General features: G+C 71.3%; 21 protein-coding genes. 13 read left to right on the top strand and 8 right to left on the bottom strand.

Features of this window, described 5'->3' with window-relative positions:
* Positions 1 to 17: 17 nt before the first annotated feature.
* The 9 genes from KBX71_RS24515 (at position 18) to KBX71_RS24555 (ending at position 12,618) form a co-directional block, all read left to right on the top strand.
* Positions 18 to 1,058 carry a TRM11 family methyltransferase gene (locus KBX71_RS24515; RefSeq protein ID WP_210820249.1) on the top strand — a complete coding sequence of 347 codons (1,041 nt, stop codon included), beginning with the start codon at positions 18 to 20 and terminating at the stop codon, positions 1,056 to 1,058.
* Positions 1,059 to 1,496: 438 nt separating this feature from the next.
* Positions 1,497 to 1,586: a K(+)-transporting ATPase subunit F gene (gene kdpF / locus KBX71_RS33950; protein WP_036410889.1), complete on the top strand. Its 90-nt coding sequence runs from the start codon at positions 1,497 to 1,499 to the stop codon at positions 1,584 to 1,586.
* A complete protein-coding gene (gene kdpA, locus KBX71_RS24525) occupies positions 1,586 to 3,241 on the top strand; it encodes a potassium-transporting ATPase subunit KdpA (RefSeq protein ID WP_210820250.1) in 1,656 nt (551 codons plus the stop codon). Before kdpF ends, kdpA begins: the two co-directional genes overlap by 1 nt.
* 20 nt (positions 3,242 to 3,261) lie before the next feature.
* Positions 3,262 to 5,457 (top strand): potassium-transporting ATPase subunit KdpB, encoded by a 2,196-nt coding sequence (kdpB, locus tag KBX71_RS24530; protein WP_210820251.1) that lies wholly within the window; start codon positions 3,262 to 3,264, stop codon positions 5,455 to 5,457.
* A complete protein-coding gene (locus tag KBX71_RS24535; RefSeq protein ID WP_210820252.1) occupies positions 5,457 to 6,338 on the top strand; it encodes a potassium-transporting ATPase subunit C in 882 nt (293 codons plus the stop codon). The genes kdpB and KBX71_RS24535 overlap by 1 nt, the downstream gene beginning before the upstream one ends.
* A 72-nt stretch (positions 6,339 to 6,410) precedes the next feature.
* Positions 6,411 to 8,960 carry a DUF4118 domain-containing protein gene (locus tag KBX71_RS24540; RefSeq protein WP_210820253.1) on the top strand — a complete coding sequence of 850 codons (2,550 nt, stop codon included), beginning with the start codon at positions 6,411 to 6,413 and terminating at the stop codon, positions 8,958 to 8,960.
* Positions 8,957 to 9,637: a response regulator gene (locus KBX71_RS24545; RefSeq protein ID WP_210820254.1), complete on the top strand. Its 681-nt coding sequence runs from the start codon at positions 8,957 to 8,959 to the stop codon at positions 9,635 to 9,637. Before KBX71_RS24540 ends, KBX71_RS24545 begins: the two co-directional genes overlap by 4 nt.
* A 102-nt stretch (positions 9,638 to 9,739) precedes the next feature.
* Complete coding sequence (locus tag KBX71_RS24550) at positions 9,740 to 11,749, top strand: FAD-dependent oxidoreductase (RefSeq protein WP_210820255.1); 2,010 nt, start codon at positions 9,740 to 9,742, stop codon at positions 11,747 to 11,749.
* Positions 11,750 to 11,865: 116 nt separating this feature from the next.
* Positions 11,866 to 12,618, top strand: coding sequence for a dienelactone hydrolase family protein (locus tag KBX71_RS24555; protein WP_210820256.1), 753 nt, complete (start codon positions 11,866 to 11,868; stop codon positions 12,616 to 12,618).
* Between the two features lie 22 nt (positions 12,619 to 12,640).
* Here KBX71_RS24555 and KBX71_RS24560 read toward each other — a convergent pair whose 3' ends face one another.
* From KBX71_RS24560 to KBX71_RS24595, 8 genes are all read right to left on the bottom strand, one after another.
* Entirely contained in the window at positions 12,641 to 13,744 is a 1,104-nt protein-coding gene (locus tag KBX71_RS24560; RefSeq protein ID WP_210820257.1) for an L-dopachrome tautomerase-related protein, read from the bottom strand.
* A gap of 100 nt (positions 13,745 to 13,844) precedes the next feature.
* Positions 13,845 to 14,726, bottom strand: a complete 882-nt coding sequence (locus KBX71_RS24565) for an SMP-30/gluconolactonase/LRE family protein (protein WP_210820258.1) — start codon at positions 14,724 to 14,726, stop codon at positions 13,845 to 13,847.
* 20 nt (positions 14,727 to 14,746) lie between these two features.
* Complete coding sequence (locus KBX71_RS24570) at positions 14,747 to 15,688, bottom strand: sugar kinase (RefSeq protein ID WP_210820259.1); 942 nt, start codon at positions 15,686 to 15,688, stop codon at positions 14,747 to 14,749.
* Positions 15,685 to 16,305, bottom strand: coding sequence for a bifunctional 4-hydroxy-2-oxoglutarate aldolase/2-dehydro-3-deoxy-phosphogluconate aldolase (locus tag KBX71_RS24575; protein ID WP_210820260.1), 621 nt, complete (start codon positions 16,303 to 16,305; stop codon positions 15,685 to 15,687). Before KBX71_RS24575 ends, KBX71_RS24570 begins: the two co-directional genes overlap by 4 nt.
* A gap of 10 nt (positions 16,306 to 16,315) precedes the next feature.
* Positions 16,316 to 17,155, bottom strand: coding sequence for a hypothetical protein (locus tag KBX71_RS24580; RefSeq protein ID WP_210820261.1), 840 nt, complete (start codon positions 17,153 to 17,155; stop codon positions 16,316 to 16,318).
* Entirely contained in the window at positions 17,149 to 18,294 is a 1,146-nt protein-coding gene (gene dgoD, locus KBX71_RS24585; RefSeq protein ID WP_196928571.1) for a galactonate dehydratase, read from the bottom strand. The genes KBX71_RS24580 and dgoD overlap by 7 nt, the downstream gene beginning before the upstream one ends.
* Positions 18,291 to 19,001 carry a FadR/GntR family transcriptional regulator gene (locus KBX71_RS24590; protein ID WP_124818433.1) on the bottom strand — a complete coding sequence of 237 codons (711 nt, stop codon included), beginning with the start codon at positions 18,999 to 19,001 and terminating at the stop codon, positions 18,291 to 18,293. Before KBX71_RS24590 ends, dgoD begins: the two co-directional genes overlap by 4 nt.
* Positions 19,002 to 19,036: 35 nt before the next feature.
* Complete coding sequence (locus tag KBX71_RS24595) at positions 19,037 to 19,783, bottom strand: SDR family NAD(P)-dependent oxidoreductase (protein WP_210820262.1); 747 nt, start codon at positions 19,781 to 19,783, stop codon at positions 19,037 to 19,039.
* Between the two features lie 159 nt (positions 19,784 to 19,942).
* Here KBX71_RS24595 and KBX71_RS24600 point away from each other — a divergent pair, with 159 nt between their 5' ends.
* Genes KBX71_RS24600 through KBX71_RS24615 form a run of 4 tightly spaced genes read left to right on the top strand, consistent with a single transcriptional unit; the run spans position 19,943 to position 25,062 of the window.
* A complete protein-coding gene (locus KBX71_RS24600) occupies positions 19,943 to 21,238 on the top strand; it encodes an extracellular solute-binding protein (protein WP_210820263.1) in 1,296 nt (431 codons plus the stop codon).
* A gap of 1 nt (position 21,239) precedes the next feature.
* Entirely contained in the window at positions 21,240 to 22,160 is a 921-nt protein-coding gene (locus KBX71_RS24605; protein WP_210820264.1) for a carbohydrate ABC transporter permease, read from the top strand.
* Positions 22,157 to 22,978 carry a carbohydrate ABC transporter permease gene (locus tag KBX71_RS24610; RefSeq protein ID WP_210820265.1) on the top strand — a complete coding sequence of 274 codons (822 nt, stop codon included), beginning with the start codon at positions 22,157 to 22,159 and terminating at the stop codon, positions 22,976 to 22,978. The genes KBX71_RS24605 and KBX71_RS24610 overlap by 4 nt, the downstream gene beginning before the upstream one ends.
* Entirely contained in the window at positions 22,975 to 25,062 is a 2,088-nt protein-coding gene (locus KBX71_RS24615) for an alpha-galactosidase (RefSeq protein WP_210820266.1), read from the top strand. The genes KBX71_RS24610 and KBX71_RS24615 overlap by 4 nt, the downstream gene beginning before the upstream one ends.
* Positions 25,063 to 25,077 lie beyond the last annotated feature (15 nt).

Here is a 25,077-nt window from a genome sequence, read left to right on the forward strand (position 1 = left end):
GGAATACTCGCCGGATCATGACGCGTTACGGCCTGCTGATCCTGCCCGCCACCAACCGGGTGTACGCCCGCGCCGCCGTCGACCTCACCCGGGCCGAGCTGGAGATCTTCGGCCGCTCGGCGCTGGACGGTCGGATCGGCGAGCTGGACACCGAGGTGGTCGGAGGCGCGTCCTACGTCACCTTCAGCGGCGATGGGCTGACCGAGCGGGACCTGGCCGTCCTGGGCAACCTCTCCGCCGGGTACGCGCTGTTCGAGATCGTGGGCGAGCTGCTGCGGCCGATCGAGTGGAGCCGCCTGGACCGCTACGACGACGATCTGCTCACCATCCAGAAGTACCCGGGCAAGACCAACGAGCAGTTCACCAAGCTGCTGCTCAACGTCACACTGCTCGCCTCGGACTGGGCCACCGAGATGACCAGCCGCCGGTTCCGGGTGCTCGACCCGCTCTGTGGTCGGGGCACCACCCTCAACCAGGCGCTGATGTACGGCTTCGACGCCGCCGGGATCGAGCGCGACCAGAAGGACGTCGAGGCGTACCGGGCGTTCATCACCACCTGGCTGAAGCAGAAGCGGGTCAAGCACCGGGTGCTGGAGTCGGGGCCGGTGCGGCGGGAGCGCAAGGTGGTCGGCCGGCGGGTGCGGATCGAGTTGGCGCCGACCCGCGAGGAGCACAAGGCCGGCCAGACGCAGTTGTTGGACGTGGTCAACGCCGACACGGCCCGCTCGGCGGAGTTCTTCCGCCCCGAGACCGTGGACCTGGTCGTCGCCGACGCGCCGTACGGCGTGCAGCACGGCAGTCGTACCGCCGGGCAGGGGTTGACCCGCGACCCGCTGGCGTTGCTCGCGGACGCCGCTCCGGTCTGGGCCCGGTTGTTGCGCCCCGGCGGCGCGCTCGGTGTCTCCTGGAACACCCACGTCGCCAGCCGGGACGACGCGGCGGCGGCGTTGGCCGACGCCGGCCTGACCGTGGTCGACGCCGAGCCCTACCGCGCGCTGCGGCACCGGGTGGACCAGTCGATCATGCGCGACGTGCTGGTGGCCCGCCGCCCGGCCTGAACGGCCTCGCACCTCCGCCCCGCCGCGCCATGAGCGACCCCGTCCGGGTCGCGCACGGTCTCTCTCCCTGCATCCCCCCTTTGCTCTGCACCCGCGGAGGCACCAGCTACAGACCGTGAGTGTCGCCTCCGCGGGTGCAGAGCAAAGGGCGGACAACCCGGTCTCGACCTCGCGGCCCACCGAGGGCCTGTGCCGCATTTCACCTGTTCAGTGGGCAGGTGTGAAAACCACGTCAAGAAACTGATCGCCTCCGTCATGGTCGCGTTATGACAGCTGCCGTCCGGCGGTTGGTGGGGCTTTGATTGCCCGGCGCGACCGGAAGGCGGTCGCGACGAACCTTTCCGGCTGAGGAGTCAGCGTGTCTGACGTGGTGTTCGTGGTCCTGACGGTGGTGCTGTTCGCAGTGCTCGCCCTGGTGGTCCGGGCGGTGGAGAAGCTGTGAACGCGGTAAACGCCGTCGGTCTGGTGCTCGCGGTCGTCCTGGGCGCGTTCCTGGTGTTCGCGCTGCTGTTTCCGGAGCGCTTCTGATGACCATGACAACAGCGGGCGTCATCTTCGTGTTGACGCTGGTGGCGGCCCTCGTCGCCGTCTACAAGCCGTTCGGCGACTACATGTTCCGGGCGGTCTCCGGCACGAAGCAGTCGCGGGTCGAGCGGGGCATCTTCCGACTGGTCGGGGTCAACCCGGCCGCCGAGCAGACCTGGGGCGTGTACGCCCGCAGCGTGCTGGCGTTCTCCGCGGTCTCGATCCTGTTCCTGTACCTGTTCCAGCGGGTGCAGAACCACCTGTGGTTGTCCCTCGGCCTGGACCCGGTGATGACCCACGGTGCCTGGAACACGGCAGCGTCGTTCGTGACCAACACCAACTGGCAGTGGTACTCGGGTGAGTCGACGATGGGGCACCTGGTACAGATGGCCGGTCTGGCCGTGCAGAACTTCGTCTCGGCGGCGGTCGGCATCGCGGTGGCGGTGGCGCTGGTACGTGGTTTCGCCCGCAGCCGCACCGGGCAGCTCGGCAACTTCTGGGTCGACCTGACCCGGATCGTGCTGCGCATCCTGCTGCCGATCGCGGTGCTCGGCGCCATCGTGCTGATGATCGGCGGGGTGGTGCAGAACCTGTCCGGCGGCACCGACGTGACCACGCTGACCGGTGGCACCCAGACCATCACCGGTGGTCCGGTCGCCAGCCAGGAAGTGATCAAGGAGCTGGGCACCAACGGCGGTGGCTTCTACAACGTCAACAGCGCTCACCCGTTCGAGAACCCCACCAGCTGGACGAACTGGCTGGAGATTTTTCTGATCTTGCTGATCCCGTTCAGCCTGCCCCGGGTCTTCGGCCGGATGGTCGGGCAGAACCGGCAGGGCTACGCCATCGCCGCCGTGATGGGCATCCTCGCGTTCGCCAGCGTCGCCATCACCAACGCCTTCGAGTTGGCCGGCCACGGCACGGTCCCGCAGGCGGTCGGTGTGGCGATGGAGGGCAAGGAGGTGCGGTTCGACGTGTCGAACTCGGCCACCTTCGCCGCCGCCACCACGCTCACCTCGACCGGTGCGGTGAACTCGTTCCACGACTCGTTCACCTCGCTCGGCGGCATGATGACGATGGTCAACATGATGCTCGGCGAGGTCGCACCGGGCGGCACCGGTTCGGGTCTGTACGGCCTGCTCATCCTCGCGGTGATCACGGTCTTCGTGGCCGGGCTGATGGTCGGTCGTACTCCCGAGTACCTGGGCAAGAAGATCGGGTCGCGCGAGATCAAGTTCGCCTCGCTCTACTTCCTGATCACTCCGATCCTGGTGCTCGTCGGTACGGCGGCGGCGTTCGCCACCGGCAACAACTCCACGGCGCTCAACGTCGGCCCGCACGGTCTCTCCGAGGTGCTGTACGCGTTCACCTCGGCCAGCAACAACAACGGCTCGGCCTTCGCCGGCATCACCGTCAACACCGCCTGGTGGAACACCGCGCTCGGGTTGTGCATGCTGCTCGGCCGGTTCCTGCCGATCATCTTCGTGCTCGCGTTGGCCGGCTCGCTGGCCCGCCAGGCACCCACCCCTGCGTCCGAGGGCACCCTGCCGACCCACCGACCGCTGTTCATCGGCATGGTCGTCGGCGTCACTGTGGTCCTCGTCGCGCTGACCTTCCTGCCCGCGCTCGCGCTCGGTCCGCTGGCAGAGGGGCTCTGACCATCATGAGGAACGAGGACATGTCCGTCACGTCCGCCCCGACAGAGCAACTCCCCGGTACACCCGCCACCCAGGGCAACCGGATCGGCGGGGGCCTGCTCGACCCCAAGCAGTTGATCCGGTCCCTGCCGGACGCGGTCCGCAAGCTCGACCCCCGCACGCTGTGGCGCAACCCGGTGATGCTGATCGTGGAGGTCGGCGCGGCCTTCACCACAGTCCTGGCGGTGATCGACCCGTCGGTGTTCGCCTGGGCGATCACCATCTGGCTCTGGCTGACAGTGGTCTTCGCCAACCTGGCCGAGGCGGTGGCCGAGGGTCGGGGCAAGGCCCAGGCCGCGACCCTGCGGCAGGCGAAGAAGGACACCATCGCCACCCGGCTGATCGACTGGAAGCCGGGCGCGCGGGCCAACACCTACCGCGATGAGGCGGTGCCGGCGCCGGACCTGCGTCAGGGCGACGTCGTGCTCGTCGAGGCGGGCGGCATCATCCCCGGTGACGGCGACATCGTCGAGGGCATCGCCAGCGTCGACGAGTCGGCCATCACCGGCGAGTCCGCCCCGGTCATCCGGGAGTCCGGCGGCGACCGCAGCGCTGTCACCGGCGGCACAAAGGTGCTCTCCGACCAGATCATCGTGAAGATCACCCAGAAGCCGGGGGAGAGCTTCATCGACCGGATGATCGCCCTGGTCGAGGGCGCCAACCGGCAGAAGACGCCGAACGAGATCGCGCTGAACATCCTGCTCGCCGCGCTCACCGTCATCTTCCTGCTGGCCGTTGTCACCCTCCAGCCGCTGGCCATCTTCTCCAAGGCGTACCAGGCGGCAGCGCCGGACAGCGGGGCGATCACCGACTCCGGTGTCACAGGCGTGGTGCTGATCTCGCTGCTGGTCTGCCTGATCCCCACCACCATCGGCGCGCTGCTCTCCGCCATCGGCATCGCCGGCATGGACCGACTGGTGCAGCGCAACGTCCTGGCCATGAGTGGCCGGGCCGTCGAGGCGGCCGGCGACGTCAACACCCTGCTGCTGGACAAGACCGGCACCATCACGCTGGGCAACCGGCAGGCCGCCGAGTTCGTACCTGTCGAGGGGGTCGACCCCGCGGCGCTCGCCGATGCCGCGCAGCTGTCCAGCCTGGCCGACGAAACCCCGGAGGGGCGTTCGGTGGTCGTCCTCGCGAAGAACGAGTTCGGGCTGCGCGAGCGCGAGCCCGGCGTGATGCCGCACGCCACCTTCGTACCGTTCACCGCGCAGACCCGGATGAGCGGCGTCGACCTCACCCCGGACGCCAGCGTGGACGCCGGCGCGGTGGGCACGGCCCGCCGGGTCCGCAAGGGCGCCGCCGCCGCGGTGATGAAGTGGGTACGCGAGAACGGCGGCCACCCGACCGAGCAGGTCGGCGAGATCGTGGACGCGATCAGCGGCACCGGCGGCACCCCGCTCGTCGTCGCCGAGCACGTCGACGGTGAGCCCGCCCACGCGCTCGGCGTCATCCACCTCAAGGACGTGGTCAAGTCCGGCATGCGGGAGCGGTTCGACGAGATGCGCCGGATGGGCATCCGGACCGTGATGATCACCGGTGACAACCCGCGTACCGCGAAGGCGATCGCCGACGAGGCCGGGGTGGACGACTTCCTGGCCGAGGCGACGCCGGAGGACAAGCTCGCGCTGATCAAGCGGGAGCAGGAGGGTGGCCGGCTGGTCGCGATGACCGGTGACGGCACCAACGACGCGCCGGCGCTCGCGCAGGCCGACGTCGGGGTGGCCATGAACACCGGCACGTCGGCCGCGAAGGAGGCCGGCAACATGGTCGACCTCGACTCCGACCCGACCAAGCTGATCGAGATCGTGGAGATCGGCAAGCAGTTGCTGATCACCCGTGGCGCGCTGACCACCTTCAGCATCGCCAACGACATCGCGAAGTACTTCGCGATCATCCCGGCCATGTTCGCCGGCCTCTACCCGAGTCTGGACGCGCTGAACATCATGCGGCTGTCCAGCCCGGAGTCGGCGATCCTGTCCGCTGTCATCTTCAACGCCCTGGTGATCATCGCGCTGATCCCACTCGCCCTGCGGGGTGTGCGGTACCGGCCGGCCGCCGCGTCGAAGCTGCTCAGCCGCAACCTGCTGGTGTACGGGCTGGGCGGCATCATCGTGCCGTTCATCGGAATCAAGCTCATCGACCTGCTCATCCAGTTCATCCCGGGGATTTCGTGATGCGCCTACCCACCTGGCTCGCCCAACACCTCGCCGCGCTGCGCGCCGTACTCGTCTTCACGGTGCTGCTCGGCCTGGTCTACCCGCTGGCCCTGGTAGCTGTCGGTCAGCTACCCGGCCTCAACCACAGGACCGACGGCTCGCTGATCACCTCGGGTGGGACGACTGTCGGCAGCGCGCTGATCGGTCAGTCCTTCACCGACGCGGACGGCAACCCGGTGGCCCGGTACTTCCAGTCCCGACCCTCCGCCGCCGGCGACGGCTACGACCCGACCTCCACCTCGGCCAGCAACCTCGGCCCGGAGAGCGTCGTCGACACCATCGCCACCGACCCGGAGGAATCCAGCGAGAGCCTGCTCACCCAGGTGTGCGGGCGCAGCAAGGACGTCGGTGAGCTCAACGGCGTCGACGGCCGGCGCCCGTACTGCACCGACGACGGGGTGGGCGCCGTGCTCGCGGTCTTCCGCGCCGACGGTCTGACCGGTCCGGTCACCCGGGTGGTCAGCGTCAACCAGGCCGCCCCGGCCACTCCGTTCGTCCCCACCTACGAGGGGGTGACGGTGGAACCGGCCCAGCCCGGCGAGGACTACGTCGCCGCCGGTGGGGTGGTCACCCCGATCCGGGGCGACGCGCCCGCCGACCCGGCGGTGCCGGCCGACGCGGTCACCGCCAGCGCCAGCGGCCTCGACCCGCAGATCAGCCCGGCGTACGCCGAGTTGCAGGTGAACCGGGTCGCGCGGGAGCGCGGCGCGGACCCGGCGGCGGTCCGCGAGCTGGTCAAGGAGCACACCGACGGGCGTGGGCTGGGCTTCATGGGTGAGCCCGGAGTCAACGTGCTGGAGCTCAACCTCGCCCTCGACAAGCAGTTCGCCGCACGCTGAGCACCCTCGCGGGCGGGGCCGTGCCGACCGGCACGACCCCGCCCGCCGATCTGACCAGGGAGGATGGTCCCCGTGCCACGCGGAGAACTGCGCATCTATCTCGGGGCCGCCCCTGGCGTCGGCAAGACGTACGCCATGTTGGAGGAGGCCCAGCGGCGGGCCGCGCGTGGCACCGACGTGGTGATCGGTTTCGTGGAGACCCACGGCCGCCAACACACCGCAGCGATGCTCGGCGACCTGGAGCAGGTGCCCCGCCGGACCATTGACTACCGCGGCGCGGCGTTCACCGAGATGGACCTGGACGCGGTGCTGGCCCGCCGGCCGCAGATCGCTGTGGTCGACGAGCTGGCGCACAGCAACGTGCCCGGTTCCCGGCACGACAAGCGCTGGCAGGACGTCCAGGACTTGCTCGACGCGGGGATCGACGTGCTGTCCACTGTCAACGTGCAGCACCTGGAGTCGGTGAACGACGTCGTCGCGCAGATCACCGGCACCACCCAGCGGGAGACCGTGCCGGACGAGATCGTCCGCGCCGCCGAGCAGGTCGAGCTGGTCGACATGACTCCGGAGGCGCTGCGCCGGCGGATGGCGCACGGCAACATCTACCGACCCGACAAGATCGACGCCGCGTTGGGCAACTACTTCCGGGTCGGCAACCTCACCGCGCTGCGCGAGCTGGCGCTGCTCTGGCTGGCCGACAAGGTCGACGAGCAGCTCGACCGCTACCGCAGCCAGCAGGGGATCGCCGCCACCTGGGAGGCCCGGGAACGGGTGGTGGTCGCGTTGACCGGCGGCCCGGAGGGCGAGACGCTGATCCGTCGCGCCGCCCGGGTCGCCGCCCGCAGCAAGGGCGCCGACCTGCTCGCCGTGCACGTGGGCCGCAGCGACGGGCTGGCCGGCGCCGACCCGGCCCAGCTGGCCCGCCAACGCGTGCTGGTGGAGAGCCTGGGCGGCACGTACCACCAGGTGCTCGGCACCGACGTGCCGGCCGCGCTGCTGGACTTCGCCCAGGGAGTGAACGCCACCCAGTTGGTGCTCGGGGCCAGCCGGCGGGGTCGCCTCGCGCAGATCTTCGCCAGGGGTGTCGGGGTGACCACCACAGCGCTCTCCGGCTCGATCGACGTGCACCTGGTCACCCACCGGCAGGCCGGTAAGGGTCGCCGGGCGGCGGCGGTGCCGGCGGCGCTGTCCCGACGCCGCCGGCTGCTCGGCTTCGGCCTGGCGGTGCTGGGCATGCCGCTGCTCACAGTGCTGCTGAAGACCCTGCCCGACCTGACGTTGACGAACGACATTCTGTTGTTTCTCGCCGGGGTGGTCGGGGTCGCGCTGGTCGGCGGGGTGTGGCCGGCCCTGGTCGCCGCGCTCGGCGGCTCGCTGCTGCTCAACTGGTTCTTCACCCCGCCCTTCCGCACGCTGACCATCTCCGAGGCGGACAACCTGCTCGCCCTGGCCGTCTTCGTCGGGGTGGCCCTCGCGGTGAGCTGGGTCGTCGACGTGGCAGCCCGGCGTACCCGGGAGGCCGCGCGGGCCGCCGCCGACGCGCAGACCCTCGCCGCCGTCGCCGGCGGTGTGTTGCGCGGCGAACGTCCCCTACCCGCCCTGCTGGACCAGCTCCGGGAGACGTTCGGGCTGCGCGCGGTGAGCGTGCTGGAGTTGGCCGAGGAGGCCACCGGTCGCCCCGACCGGGCCCGCGAGGAGCACGCCTGGAGCATCGTGGCCAGCGTCGGCGAGGGCCCGGCCTGCACCCCCGAAGGCGGTGAGACGGCGGTACCTGTCGACGAGCGGATCACCGTCGTGCTCTGCGGCCGGCGGTTGGAGGCCGCCGACCGGCGGATCGTCGAGGCGTTCGCCGCCCAGGCCGCCGTCGCGCTGCGCCAGGAACGGCTCGCCGAGGAGGCCGCCACCGCCCGGCCCCTCGCCGCCGCCGACCGGATGCGCACCGCGCTACTCGCCGCGGTCAGCCACGACCTGCGTACGCCACTGGCGTCCGCGAAGGCGGCAGTGACCAGCCTGCGCAGCCACGACATCGAGTTCGACGAGTCCGACCGCGAGGAGCTGTTGGAGACCGCCGAGGAGTCGCTGGACCGCCTCGCCCGGCTGGTCGGCAACCTCCTGGACATGAGCCGACTCCAGGCGGGCGTGCTGGGCATCTCGGCGACCGCGATCGGCCTGGAGGACGCCGTACCCCTGGCGTTGGACGAACTTGGCCCGGCTGCCGCGACGGTCGGCACGGACATCCCGGCCGACCTGCCGGCCGCCACCGCCGACCCGGGCCTGCTGGAACGGGTGCTTGTCAACATCGTCGCGAACGCGCTGCGGTACAGCCCACCCGAACAGCCGCCCACGATCACCGCCAGCGCCCACGCCGGTCAGGTCGAGCTGCGGGTGATCGACAGAGGGCCGGGCATCCCGGAGGACCAGTGGGAGCACGTCTTCCTGCCGTTCCAACGCCTCGGTGACCGGGACAACCAGACAGGCGTCGGTCTCGGTCTTGCCCTGTCCCGGGGGTTGGCCGAGGCGATGGGTGGCAGCATCACCCCGGAGACCACCCCCGGCGGTGGGCTCACCATGGTGCTGCGGCTGCCGGCCGCGCAGAACACCTCGGAGGGGCCGCGGGAATGACGCGCATCCTGGTCGTCGACGACGAACCGCAGATCCTGCGTGCCCTGCGCATCAACCTGCGGGCCCGCCGGTACGACGTGGACGTCGCCGATACCGGCGCCGCCGCCTTGAGGGCCGCCGCCAGCCACCCGCCCGACCTGGTGGTGCTGGACCTCGGCCTGCCCGACATCGACGGCGTCGAGGTGATCCGGGGCCTGCGTGGCTGGACCACAGTGCCGATCATCGTGCTCTCCGGTCGGGCCGGCAGCGAGGACAAGGTCGCGGCACTCGACGCGGGTGCTGACGACTACGTCACCAAGCCGTTCGGGGTGGAGGAGTTGCTGGCCCGCATCCGCGCGGTGACCCGCCGCCTCGGCGGGCCCAGCGAGGCGGTGCCGGCACTGCGGATCGGTCAGCACACAGTCGACCTGGCCGACCACAGCGTGCGCAAGGACGACGGCACCGAGGTCAAGCTGACCCCCATCCAGTGGAGCGTGCTGGAGAAGCTGCTGCGTCACCCCGGCAAGCTGGTCAGTCAACGTCAGCTCCTGCAGGACGTGTGGGGGCCGGAATACCAGAACGAGACAAACTACCTGCGGCAGTACCTGGCCCAGCTGCGGCGCAAGCTGGAGGACGACCCGGCCCGCCCCCGCCACCTCGTCACCGAGCCGGGAATGGGCTACCGCTACCGGCCGTGAACCGTTGACACCCGCCGGCAGAGATTGAAGAATCTCGTTCGCAGCGGCAGCGGCGTGCTTCTGTAACCGTCCCCCTCACCGGTTACCCCTCGGGAGCCCGCCGTGTCTCTGCACCTGTCCCGTCGTCGGCTGCTGACCGCCGGCGGCGCCGGCCTCGTCCTGGCCGGTCTCACCGACCCGTTCCGGGCCGGCCCCGCCCGAGCCGCCGTCACCACCGCCGACCTGGTCGTCTACGGCGCCACCTCCGGAGGGTTGGCCGCCGCGATCACCATGCGCCGGCTCGGCCGCACCGCAGTGGTGGTGGAGCCGACGAGCCACGTCGGTGGGCTGAGCACCGCCGGGCTGGGCGCCACCGACACCGGCGTCCAGGCGTCCATCGGTGGGCTGGCCGCCGAGTTCTACCGCCGGGTGTACGTGAAGTACCACGGCGGAACCCTCACGCCGACGTCGCCGCTGCGAATGACCTTCGAACCGCACGTCGCCGCCACAGTCTTCGCCGAGATGCTGGCCGAGGCGGGCGTCCCGGTGGTCATCGACGCCCGGCTGGCCGGCATCGGTCGCACCGGCGACCGGATCACCGAGCTGCGCACCGAGGACGGGTCGATCTACCGGGGCGGGGTGTTCGTCGACGCCACCTACGAGGGCGATCTGCTGGCCACGGCCGGAGTGGGGTTCACCGTCGGGCGGGAGTCCAACGACACCTACGGCGAGACGATCAACGGGGTGCAGTCACGCAACACCCACCAGTTCGCGTACCCGATCGACCCGTACGTCACGGCCGGCTCGCCCGCCAGCGGCCTGCTGCCGGGCATCTCCGCCGCCCCACTCGCCCCGCAGGGCAGCGGCGACGACAAGATCCAGGCGTACTGCTTCCGGATGTGCCTGACCCAGGCCGCCAACCGGATCCCGTTCGGCAAACCGTCCGGCTACGACCCGATCCGCTACGAGCTGCTGCTGCGGCACATCAAGGCCGGCTACACCGGGCCGTACTTCACCACCCACTCGATCGGCGGCGGCAAGACCGACTCCAACAACAACGGTGCCGTCTCCACCGACAACATCGGCTTCAACTACGCGTACCCGACGGCGAGTTGGGCCGCGCGGGAGAGCATCATCGCCGAGCACCGCACCTATCAGCAGGGGCTGATGTGGTTCCTGGCCAACGACCCCCGACTGCCGGCATCGGTCCGCGACTCGACGGCCCGGTGGGGGCTGCCCGTCGACGAGTTCACCACCACCGGCGGCTGGCCGCCGATGCTCTACATCCGCGAGGCACGCCGGATGGTCTCCGCCTACGTGATGACCGAGGCCGACTGTCGGGGCCGGGTACGCGCCACCGACTCGGTGGGCCTGGCCAGCTACACGATGGACTCGCACAACTGTCAGCGGGTGGTCGTCGACGGCAAGGTGCGCAACGAGGGGGACGTGCAGATCGGCGTGCCGGCGCCGTACCCGGTGAGCTACCGCGCGATCGTTCCCCACCAGGCCCAGTGCGCCAACCTGGTGGTGCCGGTCTGCCTCTCGGCGAGCCACATCGCGTATGGCTCGATCCGGATGGAACCCGTGTTCATGATCCTCGGCCAGGCGGCGGCCACCGCGGCGTCCCTGGCGCTCACCGGGAACCTCGCCGTGCAGGCCGTCACCGTGCCCGCCCTCCAGGCCCGGCTACGCCAGGACGGCGCCGTGCTGGAGTGGGGTTCCACCAGCGAGGTGATCCTGGACAACGCGTCGACCAGCGGGATCACCCGGGCCGGGACGTGGCTGCGCAGCACCAGCATCGGCGGCTACTACGGCCCCGACTACGAGCACGACGGCAACACCGCCAAGGGCGTCAACCGACTGCGGTTCCGCCCTTCATTGCCCACCTCCGGGTCGTGGACCGTGCAGTTGCGCTGGACCGCGGACCCGAACCGGGCGACAAACGTGCCTGTGGACATCGCGTACTCCGGGGGGTTGATCACCCGGACGGTGGACCAGCGGCAGGCCGGCGGCCAGTGGATGGCGCTGGGCACCTACCCGTTCACGGCGGGCACCGACGGCAGCGTGCTGATCCGTACCGAAGACACCAACGGCTTCGTGGTCGCGGACGCGGTGCGCTTCGTGCGCGCCTGACCGACGCCACCGGCAACGGCCTTTCTTGACGCCGCGTTCACGCGGCTGCCCGCCGGGTGCGCCGACACGGCGAGTAACGTTCCGAACGGACCAAGATCGGCGTACGAGGAGGCACAGTGCAGACGACGACGGTGGACATCCCGACCGGCGACGGAGTCGCGGACGCATCGCTGACCAGGCCGGACGGCGACGGTCCCTTCCCGGCGGTGCTGCTCTTCATGGACGCCTTCGGGCCGCGCCCGCGCCTGGTCGAGATGGCCGAGCGGATCGCCGCCCGGGGCTACCTGGTGCTGACGCCCCACCTGTTCTACCGGGCCGGTCGGGCACCGCTGTTCGACCTGTCCCGCCTCGGCGAGGCCGACCAGCGCGGCGCGCTCTTCGAGAAGATCATGCCGCTGGTTGGCGCGTTGACCCCCGAGGTGATCAGCCGGGACACGGCCGCGTTCCTCGACTTCCTGGCCGCCCGCGACGACGTCCGGCCGGGCCCGGTCGCCATCACCGGATACTGCATGGGCGGCACCAACGCGCTGAGGGCCATCGAGGCGCACCCGGACCGCATCGCGGCCGTCGCCAGCTTCCACGGCGGGCGGATCGTCACCGAGGCGCCGGACAGCCCGCACCTGGGCGTCGACGCGATCACCGGCGAGGTGTACTTCGGGCACGCCGACGCCGACCAGTCGATGACGCCGGAGCAGATCGCCACGCTGGAGAAGGCGCTCGACGCCGCCGGGGTGCGCTACCGCTCCGAGGTGTACACCGGCGCCCACCACGGCTACACCATGGCCGACACGCCGGCGTACGACGAGCAGGCCACCGAGCGTCACTGGGCCGCCCTGTTCGACCTCCTGGACCGCACCCTGCCGACCTGAGCACGGCGACAGCGTCACCCGCTCAGGGGCGGAGCAGCACCGGGCCGGCGTCGATGCGGGTGCGGAACAGCGCGTACGGCTTGCGTCGCAGGTCCTTGCCGCGCTGGTACTGCGGCTGCCGGTGCAGTTGGTTGGCGGTGACGTAGAGGTATCCGTCGGTGGCCACCGACATGGTGTCCGGCCAGAGCAGTCGCGGGTCGTGCACCAGGGTTTCGTACTCGCCGTCCGGCAGTCGACGCAGCACCGCGTTGTGCTCGTACGAGGTGAGGTAGAGCCGCCCCGCGTCGTCGCTCTCCAAGCCGTCCGAGGCGGTGCCCTTCTCGCCCTCGTCGACCACTGTCGCGGCGACCGCCTCCTGCGTGACGCCGGGGTCGGCCAGCGCCTCGGTGGAGACGCTGTGCAGGCGCCGGGACGCCAACGGGCAGTAGTAGAGCCGGTCGCCGTCGGCGGAGATGGCGATGCCGTCGGAGCCCATGGTCAGTGGCTTCGGTGGCCCGTCGGCTGGCCGTTCGAGGAACGGTCGGCCCTCGACCACCGGGCGGAACGTCGTCAGCGGCTCCGCCTTGGTGGACGGGTGGTCGTGCAGCCGCCGCCAGGAGGCCCCGCTGGCCAGGTCGACCACGATGATCCCGTTCGGCCCGGAAGCCGCCGAGTCGGTGATGTAGGCAACGCCCGACTCGCCTCGCCGCAGGTCGAAGCGGACGTCGTTGAGGTACGTCGTCGGTAGCGCCACGTCCGCCGGGAAGGTGATCACCTGGGCGACCGTGTCGGTGTCCAGGTCGATCCGGACCAGCTTCGGGCCGCCCGGCTTCGTGGGCTGGAACATCGGGCTGCCGGTGTCGAGCACCCAGAGCCGGTCGGCCGGATCCACCACGATGCTCTGCACCGAGACGAACGCGCCAGCGTCGTCGTCGCCGGACGGGTCGTTCCACGCCTGGTCGGGGTAGGGCATCTCCTGGCCGTCGCGCAGCTCGACGACTGTGGCCGGCACCTCGTCGCCCCACTTCGGGAAGTTGACGAAGATCCGCCCCCGGTGCGAGACGCTCACCCCGGTCGGCATCGGGCCGGTGAAGGTGTGCACCAGCTCCAGCTCGCCCATCGGCTCGTCGCCGACCGGCCCGTTCATGACGTCCGTCCCACGGTGCTCATCGGCTCGCTCCCTACCGGTCGGCTGTTACGACGCTTCGGTGCGGTTGTTCCCGCCCTGGCGTCCGATATGCCTCCGGTCAGCTCGCTGGCGCGCCGGCGCGCGCGGCGGGCAGGCCGGGCACCGCGACGTCGACCGCGAGGAGCGCGCCGTCCTGCGGGCCCGCCGTGTCCAGCCCCACCCGGGCGGTGCCGATGAATAGTCGCCGCAGGTCCGGGCCGCCCAGGCAGATGCCTGCCGGTTGCTTGGCCGGCAGCCGGATCTCCCGGTCGAGGGTGCCGTCGGGCCGGTAGCGGCGTACCGCGGAGCCGCCCCACAGCGCGATCCAGAGGTGACCGGCCGCGTCGAGCGTCATGCCGTCCGGGCCGCCGTCGGCGGGGGTGAGCCTCAGGAACGGCTCCCGCCCGTGCAGGTCTCCGGTGGCGGGGTCGACGGTGAACCTGTCGATCTCGCCCCGCGGGGTGTCGGCCAGGTACATGGTGGTGCCGTCCGCGTCGAACGCCGGCCCGTTCGGGATGGTCAGCCCGGTCACCGCGGGGACCGGCTCGGCGCCCGGGGTGAGGCGGAACAGCGTGCCCCCGCCGGGCACCATCGCGTACGTCATGCTGCCGGCCCAGAAGCGGCCGTGCGGGTCGGCGACCGCGTCGTTCATCCGGGTCGGCTCGGGCGCGTCGGCGACCAGCTCGGCGACCGGTCGGGGGTCGCCGGTGGCGGGCAGCACCGTGACGCCGGTCCCGGCGGCGGCCAGCCATTCGCCGGGTCGGTCGACCACCGGGGCGACAGCACCGAGTGGCACGTCGAGGCGGCGCAGCTCCCGCAGTGGGGTCGGGGCGTCGCCGTCGGTTTCCAACAGTCGCCCGGCCAGCAGGTCGACGAGGACCAGCCGGTCGTCGACCCAGCGCAGGCCCTCACCCAACTCCAGTCGGTCGGTGCTCCAGACGGTCGGCTCGGTCAGCTCCATGGTGCTCCTCCAAAGGATCGTCAGCGGACCGTACCGCCGGGGCCGTGGTCGAGCAGCGCCAGCTCGGCCCGATCGGGCAGGCCCTCCCAGTCGCCCCGGGTGGCGACAGCGAACGCGCCGGTGGTGACGGCCCGGTCCAGTCGGGTCGGGGCGTCGACGCCGTCGAGCCAGCCGGAGAGCAGCCCGGCGACGAAGGCGTCGCCCGCGCCCACGGTGTCCACCACCGGCACCGTCCGGGCCGGACGGTGGATCGTGCCGTTCGCGCTGTGGCTTGTCGCCCCACCGGCGCCGTGTTTGACCACGACCTCGGTGACCCCGGCCGAGAGTAGCGCCGGGGCCGGGTCGGTCGCGTCGGTCAGCACGGCCAACTCGTCGTCGGAGGCGATCACCAGGTCGATCGAGGGCAGTAGTGGGCGCAGCGCGGCGGCGGCCTCCGCGACCGACCAGAGCCGGCTGCGGTGGTTGACGTCCAGGCAGATCGTGGCGCCGGCCGCGCGGGCGCGCCGCACGGCCTCCACCACCGCCTGGTACGGCTCGACGCCGAGCGCGCAGGTGATGCCGGTGATGTGCAGCAGCCGCGGTGGTGACCCGGGCGCGTCGAAGGCCCTGGTCACGTCGGCCGGGCCCAGCCGGGAGCCGGCCGACCCGGAGCGGTAATAGGTGACCCGGTTGATGTCGGCGACCCGGTTCTCGAAGAGGATCAGCCCGGTCGGGGCTGTCGCGTCGACCCGGGACCAGGTCAGGTCGACGCCCTCGGCGCGCAGCGTACGGCGGACCAGCTCGCCGGGCTCGTCGGCGCCTGTGACACCGACCCAGGCGGCCTGGTGGCCGAGCCGGGCCAGGCCGATCGCCACGTTCGACTCGGAGCCGGCGACCGAGATCCCGGCGGTGCCGCCCAGCCGCAGTGGGCCGGTGGTGCGGAACGCCGCCATCGTCTCGCCGAGCGTGAGCAGGTCGGTCACGGCCGGACCGCCGCGAGGAAGGCGGCGACGCGCTCGCGCAACGCCGCCGGCTCGCCGCCTCGGACGGCGTCGCCGAGCAGCGGGGAACCGACGCCGATTGCTGTCGCGCCCCGGTCGAGGTAGCGCCGCGCGCTGTCCGCGTCGACCCCACCGACCGGCACGAACGCGGTACCGGGGAACGGGTCGCGCAGGGCGCCGAGGTAGTCGGGTCCGCCGAGGGAGGCCGGGAAGAGCTTGATCGCGGCGGCCCCACCGTCGGTGGCCTGAACCACCTCGGTGGGGGTGAGGGCACCGGCGAGCACCGGCAGACCGAGCCGGCCACCCTCGGCGAGGCTCGGTGCGATCGCCGGGGTGACCAGGAAACCGGCGCCCGCGTCGGCCGCCGCGCGGGCGTCCTCGGCGCTGAGCACGGTGCCCGCGCCCAGGGCGAAGTCGGGCCCGAGAGCGGCCCGGGCGCGGCGCAGGATGCCGAGCGCGTCGGCGCTTGTCAACGAGACCTCGACCAGGGCGACGCCGCTCTCGGCCACTGTGAGCACGGCGGCCAGCGCGGCGGCCGGGTCCGGGCCGCGCACGATGGCCAGCAGTCGATGGGTACGCAGCTCGTCGAGCAGGTTCATCACGGTGTCCTCAGGGGATGCGGTGGGCGGAGATGGTGAGTCGCCAGGTGACCTCGCCGGTGGGCGGGACGACCGCCGCGTCGTCGGGGCCGGCGTCGGCCAGGTCGAAGGCCGCGCCGAGCATCGGTTCGACGCCGACGCTGCGGTAGGGGCCGTCGACCGGCCAGCCGCCCAGGTTGCGCCAGAGCGCGGTGCTGCGGGGCTGGCCCGCGCACTCCAGCTCCATGGTCAGCCGGTCGGCGCCGTCGATCACCTGGACCCGGGCGCAGTCGAGCAGCACCGCGCCGAGCGCGGTCCCGTCGTTCCTGCCGAACGTGTCAAGGGTCAGCCCGGCGGGGGCCGGCCATGGCCCGGTCAACCACGGCGCGTCGGGAGGCCAGCTGCCCGGCGGCAGGAGCGCGGCGGCCTCCGGGTGCAGCCGGGTCGGGGTGCCGGCGGGCGCGTCGAGGCGGGCGGCGGGGGAGAGGTCCAGCAGGGCGTGCGCGGCCCACACGAACCGGTGCCCGGGGTCGGCGGCCAGCCGGTAGTCGGCCACCACCACTCCGCCGGAGTCGGTGATCCGGCGGTCGACTGTGAACGTCGGCCGCTCGATGACAACGGTGCCGGGGCCGGCGCTGCGCCACGGCCGCGACCACACCTCGCCGTGGTCGGGCTCGCCGCGCACTGTGGGCAGGCACTCCTCCAGACCGCCGGCGTCGACGAACGCGTCGTCGGGGCGTACCTCGTGCCGGCCGGGTTCCGGGCCGCGCCAGAGCCACTCCCGGCCGCCGCCGCGCAGACTCGTCCACCGGCCGCCGTGCGCCGCGTCGTACGCCACCCGCAGCGCCACCGGCCGCGCGCCGGTCACCACTCGGCGAACGACCCGTCGGCGTGCTGCCAGACCGGGTTGCGCCAGGCGTGTGGGGTCTGGGCGGCCTTGCGGACGGCCGACTCGTCGACGGTGATGCCCAACCCGGGCCGGTCGAGGCGGGCGATGTGCCCGTCCACGAACCGGAACGGCTCCGGGTCGACCAGGTAGTCCAGCAACTCCGAGCCGGCGTTGTAGTGGATGCCGATGCTCTGCTCCTGGATCAGGAAGTTCGGTGTCGCGAAGGCCACCTGGAGGCTGGCCGCCAGGGAGATCGGGCCGAGCGGGCAGTGCGGGGCGAGTAGCGCGCCGTACGTCTCGGCCAGCGCGGCGATCCGGCGGACCTCGGAGATCCCACCGGCGTGCGACAGGTCCGGTTGGACCACGGCGACCCCGGCCTGCAACGGGCCGAGAAACTCGGAGCGACCGTAGAGCCGCTCGCCGGTGGCCACCGGGATCGGCGTGCTGGCCACGATGTCGCGCAGGTGGTGAGCCTGATCGGGCAGGACCGGCTCCTCCACGAAGAACGGGCGCAGGGCGGCCAGCTCGGGCAGGATCCGGCGGACCGCTGCCATTCCGGCGCGACCGTGGAAGTCCACAGCGATGTCCCGGTCGGGGCCGAGCACCTCGCGGGCGGCGGCCACCCGGCCGACGACCTCGTCCACCTCGGCCGAGGTGGGGATCGGCGAGAGCCGCCCGCAGGCGTTCATCTTGACCCCGGTGAGGCCGGCGGCGACCTGGGCGGCGGCGGCGTCGGCCACCTCGCCGGGCTCGTCCCCGCCGATCCACGAGTAGATCCGTACCCGGTCGCGCACCGGCCCGCCGAGCAGCGCGTGCACCGGTGCGCCGTACGCCTGCCCGGCGATGTCCCAGAGCGCCTGGTCGAGGCCGGCGACCGCGCTGGAGAGGATCGGGCCGCCCCGGTAGAAGCCGCCCTTGGTGAGCACCTGCCAGTGCTGCTCGATGCGCAGGGGGTCCGCACCGATCAGGTATTCGGAGAGCACCTCGACGGCGCTGCGCACCACCTCGGCGCGGCCCTCGACCACCGGTTCACCCCACCCGACCAGCCCGTCGTCGGTCTCCACCCGGCAGAACAACCACCGTGGCGCGACCAGGAAGGTCTCGATCCGCTCGATCTTCACTGACTGCCCCTTCGTCCCCGTACCTTCTCGACGTCGCGGACGGCCTTGTCCAGCAACTGACGCATCGCGGTCTCGGCCGCCGTCTCGTCCCGGTCGCGCAGCGCGTCGACCACCGCGCGGTGGCTGGGCACCGGGTCGTCGTGCGGGGTGCCGCCGTGCACCAGACGGTCCCGTTCGGCGAGCCCGGTCTCCATCACCACCTCCATCCGCTCCAGCAGCTCGTTGTGGGTGGCGGTGAGTAGCGCGCGGTGGAAGGCGAGGTCGGCGGCGATGGCGGCGGCGGGATCACCGTTGGCGTGGGCCATCTCGGCAAGTGCCCGGTCGAGGGCGATCAGGTCGTCCTCGGTGGCGCGGGTGGCGGCCAGCCGTGCGGCGGCGGGCTCGATGATGGCGCGCACCTCGTGCAGTTGGTCGAGCAACCGCTGGTCGGTGCCCTCGGCGAACTGCCAGCGGATCACGTCACCGTCGAGCAGGTTCCAGTCCGCGCGAGGTCGGACGAAGGTGCCGCGCTTCTGCCGGGCGTCGACGATGCCCTTGGCCGAGAGAACCTTCAGCGCCTCGCGGAGCGCCGTGAGACTGACGTCGAACTCCTCCTGCAACGCGACGATGTTCAGGGTCGCGCCGGCGGCGATCTCGCCGGTGAGGATGCGACGGGCGATCGCTTCGACGGTCTGCCCGTGGACGCCGCGGCGTGCGTACTGTGCCAATGCTCCTGGCCTTTTCGCTGGTCGGTATCGATCTCTCAGGCCGAGGCTTTCACCGCTGTCCAGCCACCGTCCACCACGAGGCTCGCGCCGGTGATGTAGGCGGCGTCCGGCGAGGCGAGGAAGGCGACAGTGGCGGCCACCTCGTCCGGTGTGCCGAAGCGCTTGGCGACGGTCTCCGCGATGCTCTGCTGCCGGTCCTCTTCGGACACGTCGGCCCAGGCGGCGGTGAGGATCGGCCCGGGCAGCACGGTGTTGACCCGGACCTGCGGGCCGTACTCCACGGCGAGTTGGCGGCCGAGCGCGAGCAGGCCACCCTTGGCAGCGGCGTACGCGGGCCGGCCGGGCAACCCGACCAGCGCGTGCACCGAGGAGATCAGCACCACCGCGCCCGAGCGTGCCCGCAGGTCGTCCAGGCAGGCGCGGACGCCGAGGAACGAGCCGGTGAGGCTGACGCCGAGCTGGTGGTCCCAGGACTGTCGGCTGGTCTCGTGGGCCGGGGCGACCCGCACGGCGTACGCGGTGCTGACCAGGATGTCGACCGGGCCGAGGCGGTCCCGTACGGCGCGCACGGCGGCCGTCCAGTCGGCCTCGTCGCTGACATCGCCCACTACGGACAGTGCACGGTCGCCTCGCGCTGTCAGTTCCTCGGCAAGCGGGGCCGTGTCGGCCACGTCGAGCAGCGCGACAGCTGCCCCCTCGGCGGCGAGCCGCCGGGCGGTGGCCGCGCCGATCCCGCCCATCGCGCCGGTGACCAGCGCGTTCTTGCCCTCAAGCCGGCGCATAGGCTGATCCACCTGACCCTCGCCTTGGTCTCTTCTAATCATTAATTACGAAGATATCTTGACAGTCGGCGACGGCCGATGCAACCTTCTCGTCACAGCATTCACATGGACGACACATCGCGTGGTGACGCTGAGTGTCGTAAAGGAAGGGATACCTCCGTGAGCGACTTCGACCCCGGTCGCCGGCGATTCCTTGGCCACCTCGGGCTCGCCGGCCTGGGCGCGCTCGGCGCCAGCTCGTTCCTCAGCGCGTGCGCCAGCTCCGCCAGCGGGCCGACGACGAGCAATGGCTCGGGCGCGGTCACCATCCAGTCCAACCTCTCCTCGCCGCAGGCCAAGGCCGCGATGGAGAAGCTGATCGAGACCTTCAACGCGCAGGGCAAGGGCACGGCGAGCCTCAACACGATCGCCTCGGAGACCTTCCGGACCCAGCTGCCGACCTACCTGACCTCGGCCAACCCGCCGGACCTCTACACCTGGTACGCGGGCTCGGTCGCCAACGACTACGCCAGCAAGAACCTGCTGCTGGACGTCTCCGAGGTCTGGAAGTCGCTGGACGACTACCCCGAGTCGCTGCGCACCCTCTCCACCGACGCCAGCGGCAAGCAGATCTTCGTGCCGATGAACAACTACTGGTGGGGCTTCTTCTACCGCAAGTCCAACTTCGCGAAGTGGGGCGTACAGGAGCCGAAGACCTGGACCGAGTTCCTGGCCCTCTGCGAGACCCTGAAGAGCAAGGGCGTCCCGCCGATCGGCATCGGCCTCGGCGACACCCCGTGGGTGGCCTCGGCCTGGTTCGACTACCTCAACATCCGGATCAACGGCGCGCCGTTCCACCGCGAGCTGCTCGCCGGCAAGCAGCGCTTCGACGACCCGAAGGTCAAGGCGGTCTTCACCCGCTGGCGCGAGGCACTGCCCTACTTCGATCCCAAGGGCAAGGCGTACCCGTTCCAGGAGGCGACCACAGCGCTGCTGGCCGGCAAGACCGGCATGTTCCTGATCGGCACGTTCTTCGCCGACGCGGCACCCAAGGACGCGCTCGGTGACCTGGACTTCTTCCGGTTCCCGATCATCGACCCGGCGGTGCCGCTGGCCGAGGAGGCGCCGACCGACGGCTTCTTCGCCAGCGCGAAGACCGCCAACCCGGCCGGCACCAAGGCCCTGCTCAGCTACCTCTCCGGGGTCGAGGCCCAGGAGGCGTACGTCAAGGCCAGCTCCGGCATCGTGCTGCCGGCCAACCCCAAGGCCAAGGCGTCGGACTCGCCGCTGGTGGTCAAGGGCAAGGCGATGCTGAACGAGGCCAAGGAGTTGACCCAGTTCTTCAACCGCGACTCCAGCGACGCACTCCAGCCGACCGCGGACACCGCGCTCACCAAGTTCATCGACAAGCCGGACCAGATCGACGCGATCCTGCGGGAGTGGCAGGCCGGCGCCGAGAAGGTCTTCAAGGGCTGACGTGACAGCAACGATCTCCACGACTTCGGTCACCCCCACCCGGCGGCGGCGACGGTCGGCTCGACTGTCGCCGCTGCTGGTGGCGTTCGTCCTCGTGCCGTTCGCGGTCGAGAGCGTCTGGGTGTTCTGGCCGGCGATCCAGGGCTTCTGGTTCTCCCTCACCCGCTGGGACGGGATGACACCGCCGACCTTCGTCGGCACCGACAACTACGTCGAGCTGGCCGGCGACGCCACCTTCCGGGGTGCGCTTGTCAACACGGTGATCTGGCTGGTGCTCTTCGGTGGCCTCTCCGTGCTGGGCGGCTTCGGGATGGCGCTCGTCCTGCAGAAGGAGCGGCGCGGTGTCGGCTTCTACCGGGCCGCGCTGTTCACCCCTGTGGTGTTCTCACTCGTGGTGACCGCGCTGGTCTGGCGGGTCTTCTACCAGCCCGACGGCATCGCCGACACGCTGCTGCGGGCGGTCGGCCTGGAGCACCTGATCCGGCCCTGGCTCGCCGACCCGCAGACCGCCCTGTACGCGGTGATCCTGCCCGCGCTGTGGCGGCAGATCGGGTACGTGATGGTGCTGTTCCTGGCCGGGTTGAAGGCGATCGACCCGGCGCTGCACGAGGCGGCCCGGATGGACGGCGCCAACTCCTGGCAGCGGCTGCGGCACGTCACCATCCCGCAGATGAAGGGAGTCAACGCGGTAGTGCTGTCGGTCATCGTGATCGACTCGCTGCGCTCGTTCGACATCGTCTGGTCGCTGACCAAGGGCGGGCCGTACCACTCGTCGGAGCTGCTCAGCACCTACATGTACTCGACAGCGTTCCAGAGCCTGCGGCTGGGCTACGCCTCGGCGATCGCTGTCGTGATCTTCGTGCTCGCGCTGGCCGTCATCCTCGGCTACCTGGTCCGCGCGTTCCGGGAGGAAGCGTCATGAACAAGCTCCGTACCGGGGCCTTCCACACCGGCATGATCCTGCTCTCGCTGCTCTGGCTGGGCCCGGTGCTCTGGGTGGTGGTGATGTCCACCCGGTCGTTCGACGACATCGCCGCACACGGCGTGGGCAGCCTGCCCCACTCCTTCACACTGGACACCTACCGGCAGGCGTGGACCGACGGCGGCGAGCTGCGCGCTTTGATCAACAGCATGCTGGTCACCGTCCCGTCGGTGGCGTTGAGCCTGGGGCTGGCCGCGATGGCCGCGTTCGCGCTGAGCCGTTTCCGGATCCCCGGCCGGCGGACGATCCTGCTGCTGATGCTTGCCGGCAACCTGCTCCCACCGCAGATCCTGCTCATCCCGGTGGCCAAGTTCAGTGAGCTCACCGGCCTGTACGACACGCTCTGGGCGTTGATCGCGGTGCAGGTCGGCTTCGGGCTCGGCTTCTACACCTTCGTCCTGCACGGCTTCATGCGGGACCTGCCGGGTGAGATCCAGGAGGCGGCCACCATCGACGGTGCCGGCACGGCGCAGATCTTCACGAAGGTGATGCTGCCGCTGACCCGACCCGCGCTGGCCGCTCTCGGGGCGCTCTCCTTCACCTGGATCTTCAACGACCTGCTCTGGGCGATCACCGTGCTGCGTACCGATGACAACATGCCGGTCACCCCGGCGTTGCTCGCCCTCCAGGGACAGTTCGTCTCGTCCTGGAACGTCATCGCCGCCGGTACGGTCATCGCGGCCGTCCCCACCGTCGCGGTGTTCCTCCGCTTCCAGCGACACTTCGTCTCCGGCCTGGCGCTCGGAGCGGTCAAGTGACCGCCGAGGCCGGGCAGCGCTGGACGCTGCGGGGCACGCACACCGAGTACGCAGTGCGGGTGCCCGCGCACGGTCGCTGGCTGGAACTTGTCGCGTGGGGGCCGCACGGCGTCTCCGACGGGCCCTCTCCGGTCGCCTACGACGGCCCGGTCCCGTTCCTCACCGCCGGGGACGCGGCCCCCATCGAGTACGCCACCGACGCCGACCGCCCGTTCACAGGCGCCGACCTGGTGATCGAGACCTCGAACGGGCAGCGCCGGGTGGGCTTCGTGCACACCGACGCGCGGATCGACGCCGACCAGCGGGAGCTGGCCGTCGAGTTCGCCGACCCGGTCACCGGGCTGCGTGCCACAGTGCACTACCGGGTGCCCGTCGGCTCCGACGTGGTGCAGCGGTGGGTCGAGCTGACCAACGACGGCACCGACGCGCTGCGGGTGGTCCGGGCCGGATCGGGCGGGTTCTGCGTACCGACGCCGCACGGCGCGCTGCTCAGCCACCAGTGGGGGCAGTGGTCGCAGGAGTTCCAGCTCGCCCACGTCGAGCTGGGCCACGGCACGTTCAGCATCGGCAGCTCCCAGGGCGTACCCGGGCATCTGCACGTGCCCTGGCTGGCCGTGCGCGACACCGCAGAGCCGGCCGGCCCGGCGTGGGGTATGGCTCTGGCCTGGACCGGCTCGTGGGAGATCAGCGCCGAGCGGGACACCGGCGGCCTGACCCGGGTACGGGTCGGCCGTCAGCTGGTCGACGGCCCGCTGGAGGTGGCCGCGGGCGAGCGGCTGACCCTGCCGGTGGTCACCGGGGCGTACAGCCCGGACGGCCTGGACGGGCTGGCCCGGGTCTGGCACACCCACCAGCGATTGTTGGCCGGGGAGCGGCTCACCGGACGCCCGGTGCTCTACAACTCCTGGGAGGCGACGTACTTCGCCGTCGAGGCACAGAGCCAGCTCGTGCTCGCCCGGATCGCCGCCGAGCTGGGCGTGGAGACGTTCGTCGTGGACGACGGCTGGTTCGTCGGCCGCAACGACGACACCGCCGGGCTGGGCGACTGGACGCCCGACCCGGCGAAGTTCCCGGCCGGGTTCGACGCGTTCATCGCCGACGTCCGCGCGCTCGGGCTGAACTTCGGGCTCTGGGTCGAACCGGAGTGCGTCAACCCGAAGTCCTCCCTGTACGCCGAGCACCCGGACTGGGTCTACTCCGTCGACGGGCGGCCCCTCACACCGGTCCGCAACCAGTACCTGCTCGACCTGGGTCGGCCGGAGGTCGCCGAGTTCGTCCACTCCACAGTCGACGGCCTGCTGCGCCGGTACGACATCGACTACCTGAAGTGGGACTTCAACCGGCCGCGTACCGAGCCGGGCCGGTCCGGCGGGATGGGCCCGCTCGACCTGGACGGTGCGCACGTCGCCAACCTGCACCGGATCTACGAGCGGTTGCGCCGGGACCACCCAGGGGTGCTGATCGAGGCTTGCGCCGGCGGGGGCGCCAGGACCGACCTGGCGATGGCCGCCCGGGCGGACGTCTTCTGGCCCAGCGACAACACCGGCCCGCTGGACCGGCTGGCCATCCAGTACGGCTTCCTGCACGCCAACGCCCCGCACCTGCTCAGCTCCTGGGTCACCGACGCGCCCGGCCTGTTCGACAGTCGCCCCCGGTCGCTGGCGTTCCGGTTCGTCCTGGCGATGGCAGGTGTGCTCGGCATCGGCGCGGACATCCGGGCGTGGACCCCGGCCCAGCGGGTCGAGGCGGCCGGCTGGATCGCCCGCTACAAGGAGATCCGGGACGTCGTCACGCACGGCGAGGTGCACCTGATCGGCGGCCCCGACCAGGCCCGCTGTGCGGTGCAGTACACCGCGCCGGACGAGAACCGGGTGGTCGTGCTGGCCTGGCACACCGGCCGGCTCGACGGGGCCGGGCTGCTTCCGTCCCGCCCGGTCCGGTTGCCCCTGCGCGGCCTCGACCCGACGGCCCGCTACTCGCACGGCGATCGGCACTACTCCGGCAGCCACCTCGCCACCGTCGGCCTGCCCGTGCGGTGGAGCGCGACCCACGACGCCGACCTCATCGTGCTGACCCGCGACTGAGATCGGAGCACCACC

Source organism: Micromonospora sp. D93, assembly GCF_018070365.1.
In the GTDB taxonomy this organism is placed as follows: Bacteria; Actinomycetota; Actinomycetes; order Mycobacteriales; family Micromonosporaceae; genus Micromonospora; species Micromonospora ureilytica.

Bases quoted from the DNA above. Each gene is read 5' to 3' on its own strand.
- KBX71_RS24515 (WP_210820249.1), top strand. From the start codon at position 18: ATGACGCGTTACGGCCTGCTGATCCTGCCCGCCACCAACCGGGTGTAC.
- kdpA (WP_210820250.1), top strand. From the start codon at position 1,586: ATGACCATGACAACAGCGGGCGTCATCTTCGTGTTGACGCTGGTGGCG.
- kdpB (WP_210820251.1), top strand. From the start codon at position 3,262: ATGTCCGTCACGTCCGCCCCGACAGAGCAACTCCCCGGTACACCCGCC.
- KBX71_RS24535 (WP_210820252.1), top strand. From the start codon at position 5,457: ATGCGCCTACCCACCTGGCTCGCCCAACACCTCGCCGCGCTGCGCGCC.
- KBX71_RS24545 (WP_210820254.1), top strand. From the start codon at position 8,957: ATGACGCGCATCCTGGTCGTCGACGACGAACCGCAGATCCTGCGTGCC.
- KBX71_RS24560 (WP_210820257.1), bottom strand. From the start codon at position 13,744: ATGAACGGGCCGGTCGGCGACGAGCCGATGGGCGAGCTGGAGCTGGTG.
- KBX71_RS24565 (WP_210820258.1), bottom strand. From the start codon at position 14,726: ATGGAGCTGACCGAGCCGACCGTCTGGAGCACCGACCGACTGGAGTTG.
- KBX71_RS24575 (WP_210820260.1), bottom strand. From the start codon at position 16,305: ATGAACCTGCTCGACGAGCTGCGTACCCATCGACTGCTGGCCATCGTG.
- KBX71_RS24595 (WP_210820262.1), bottom strand. From the start codon at position 19,783: ATGCGCCGGCTTGAGGGCAAGAACGCGCTGGTCACCGGCGCGATGGGC.
- KBX71_RS24610 (WP_210820265.1), top strand. From the start codon at position 22,157: ATGAACAAGCTCCGTACCGGGGCCTTCCACACCGGCATGATCCTGCTC.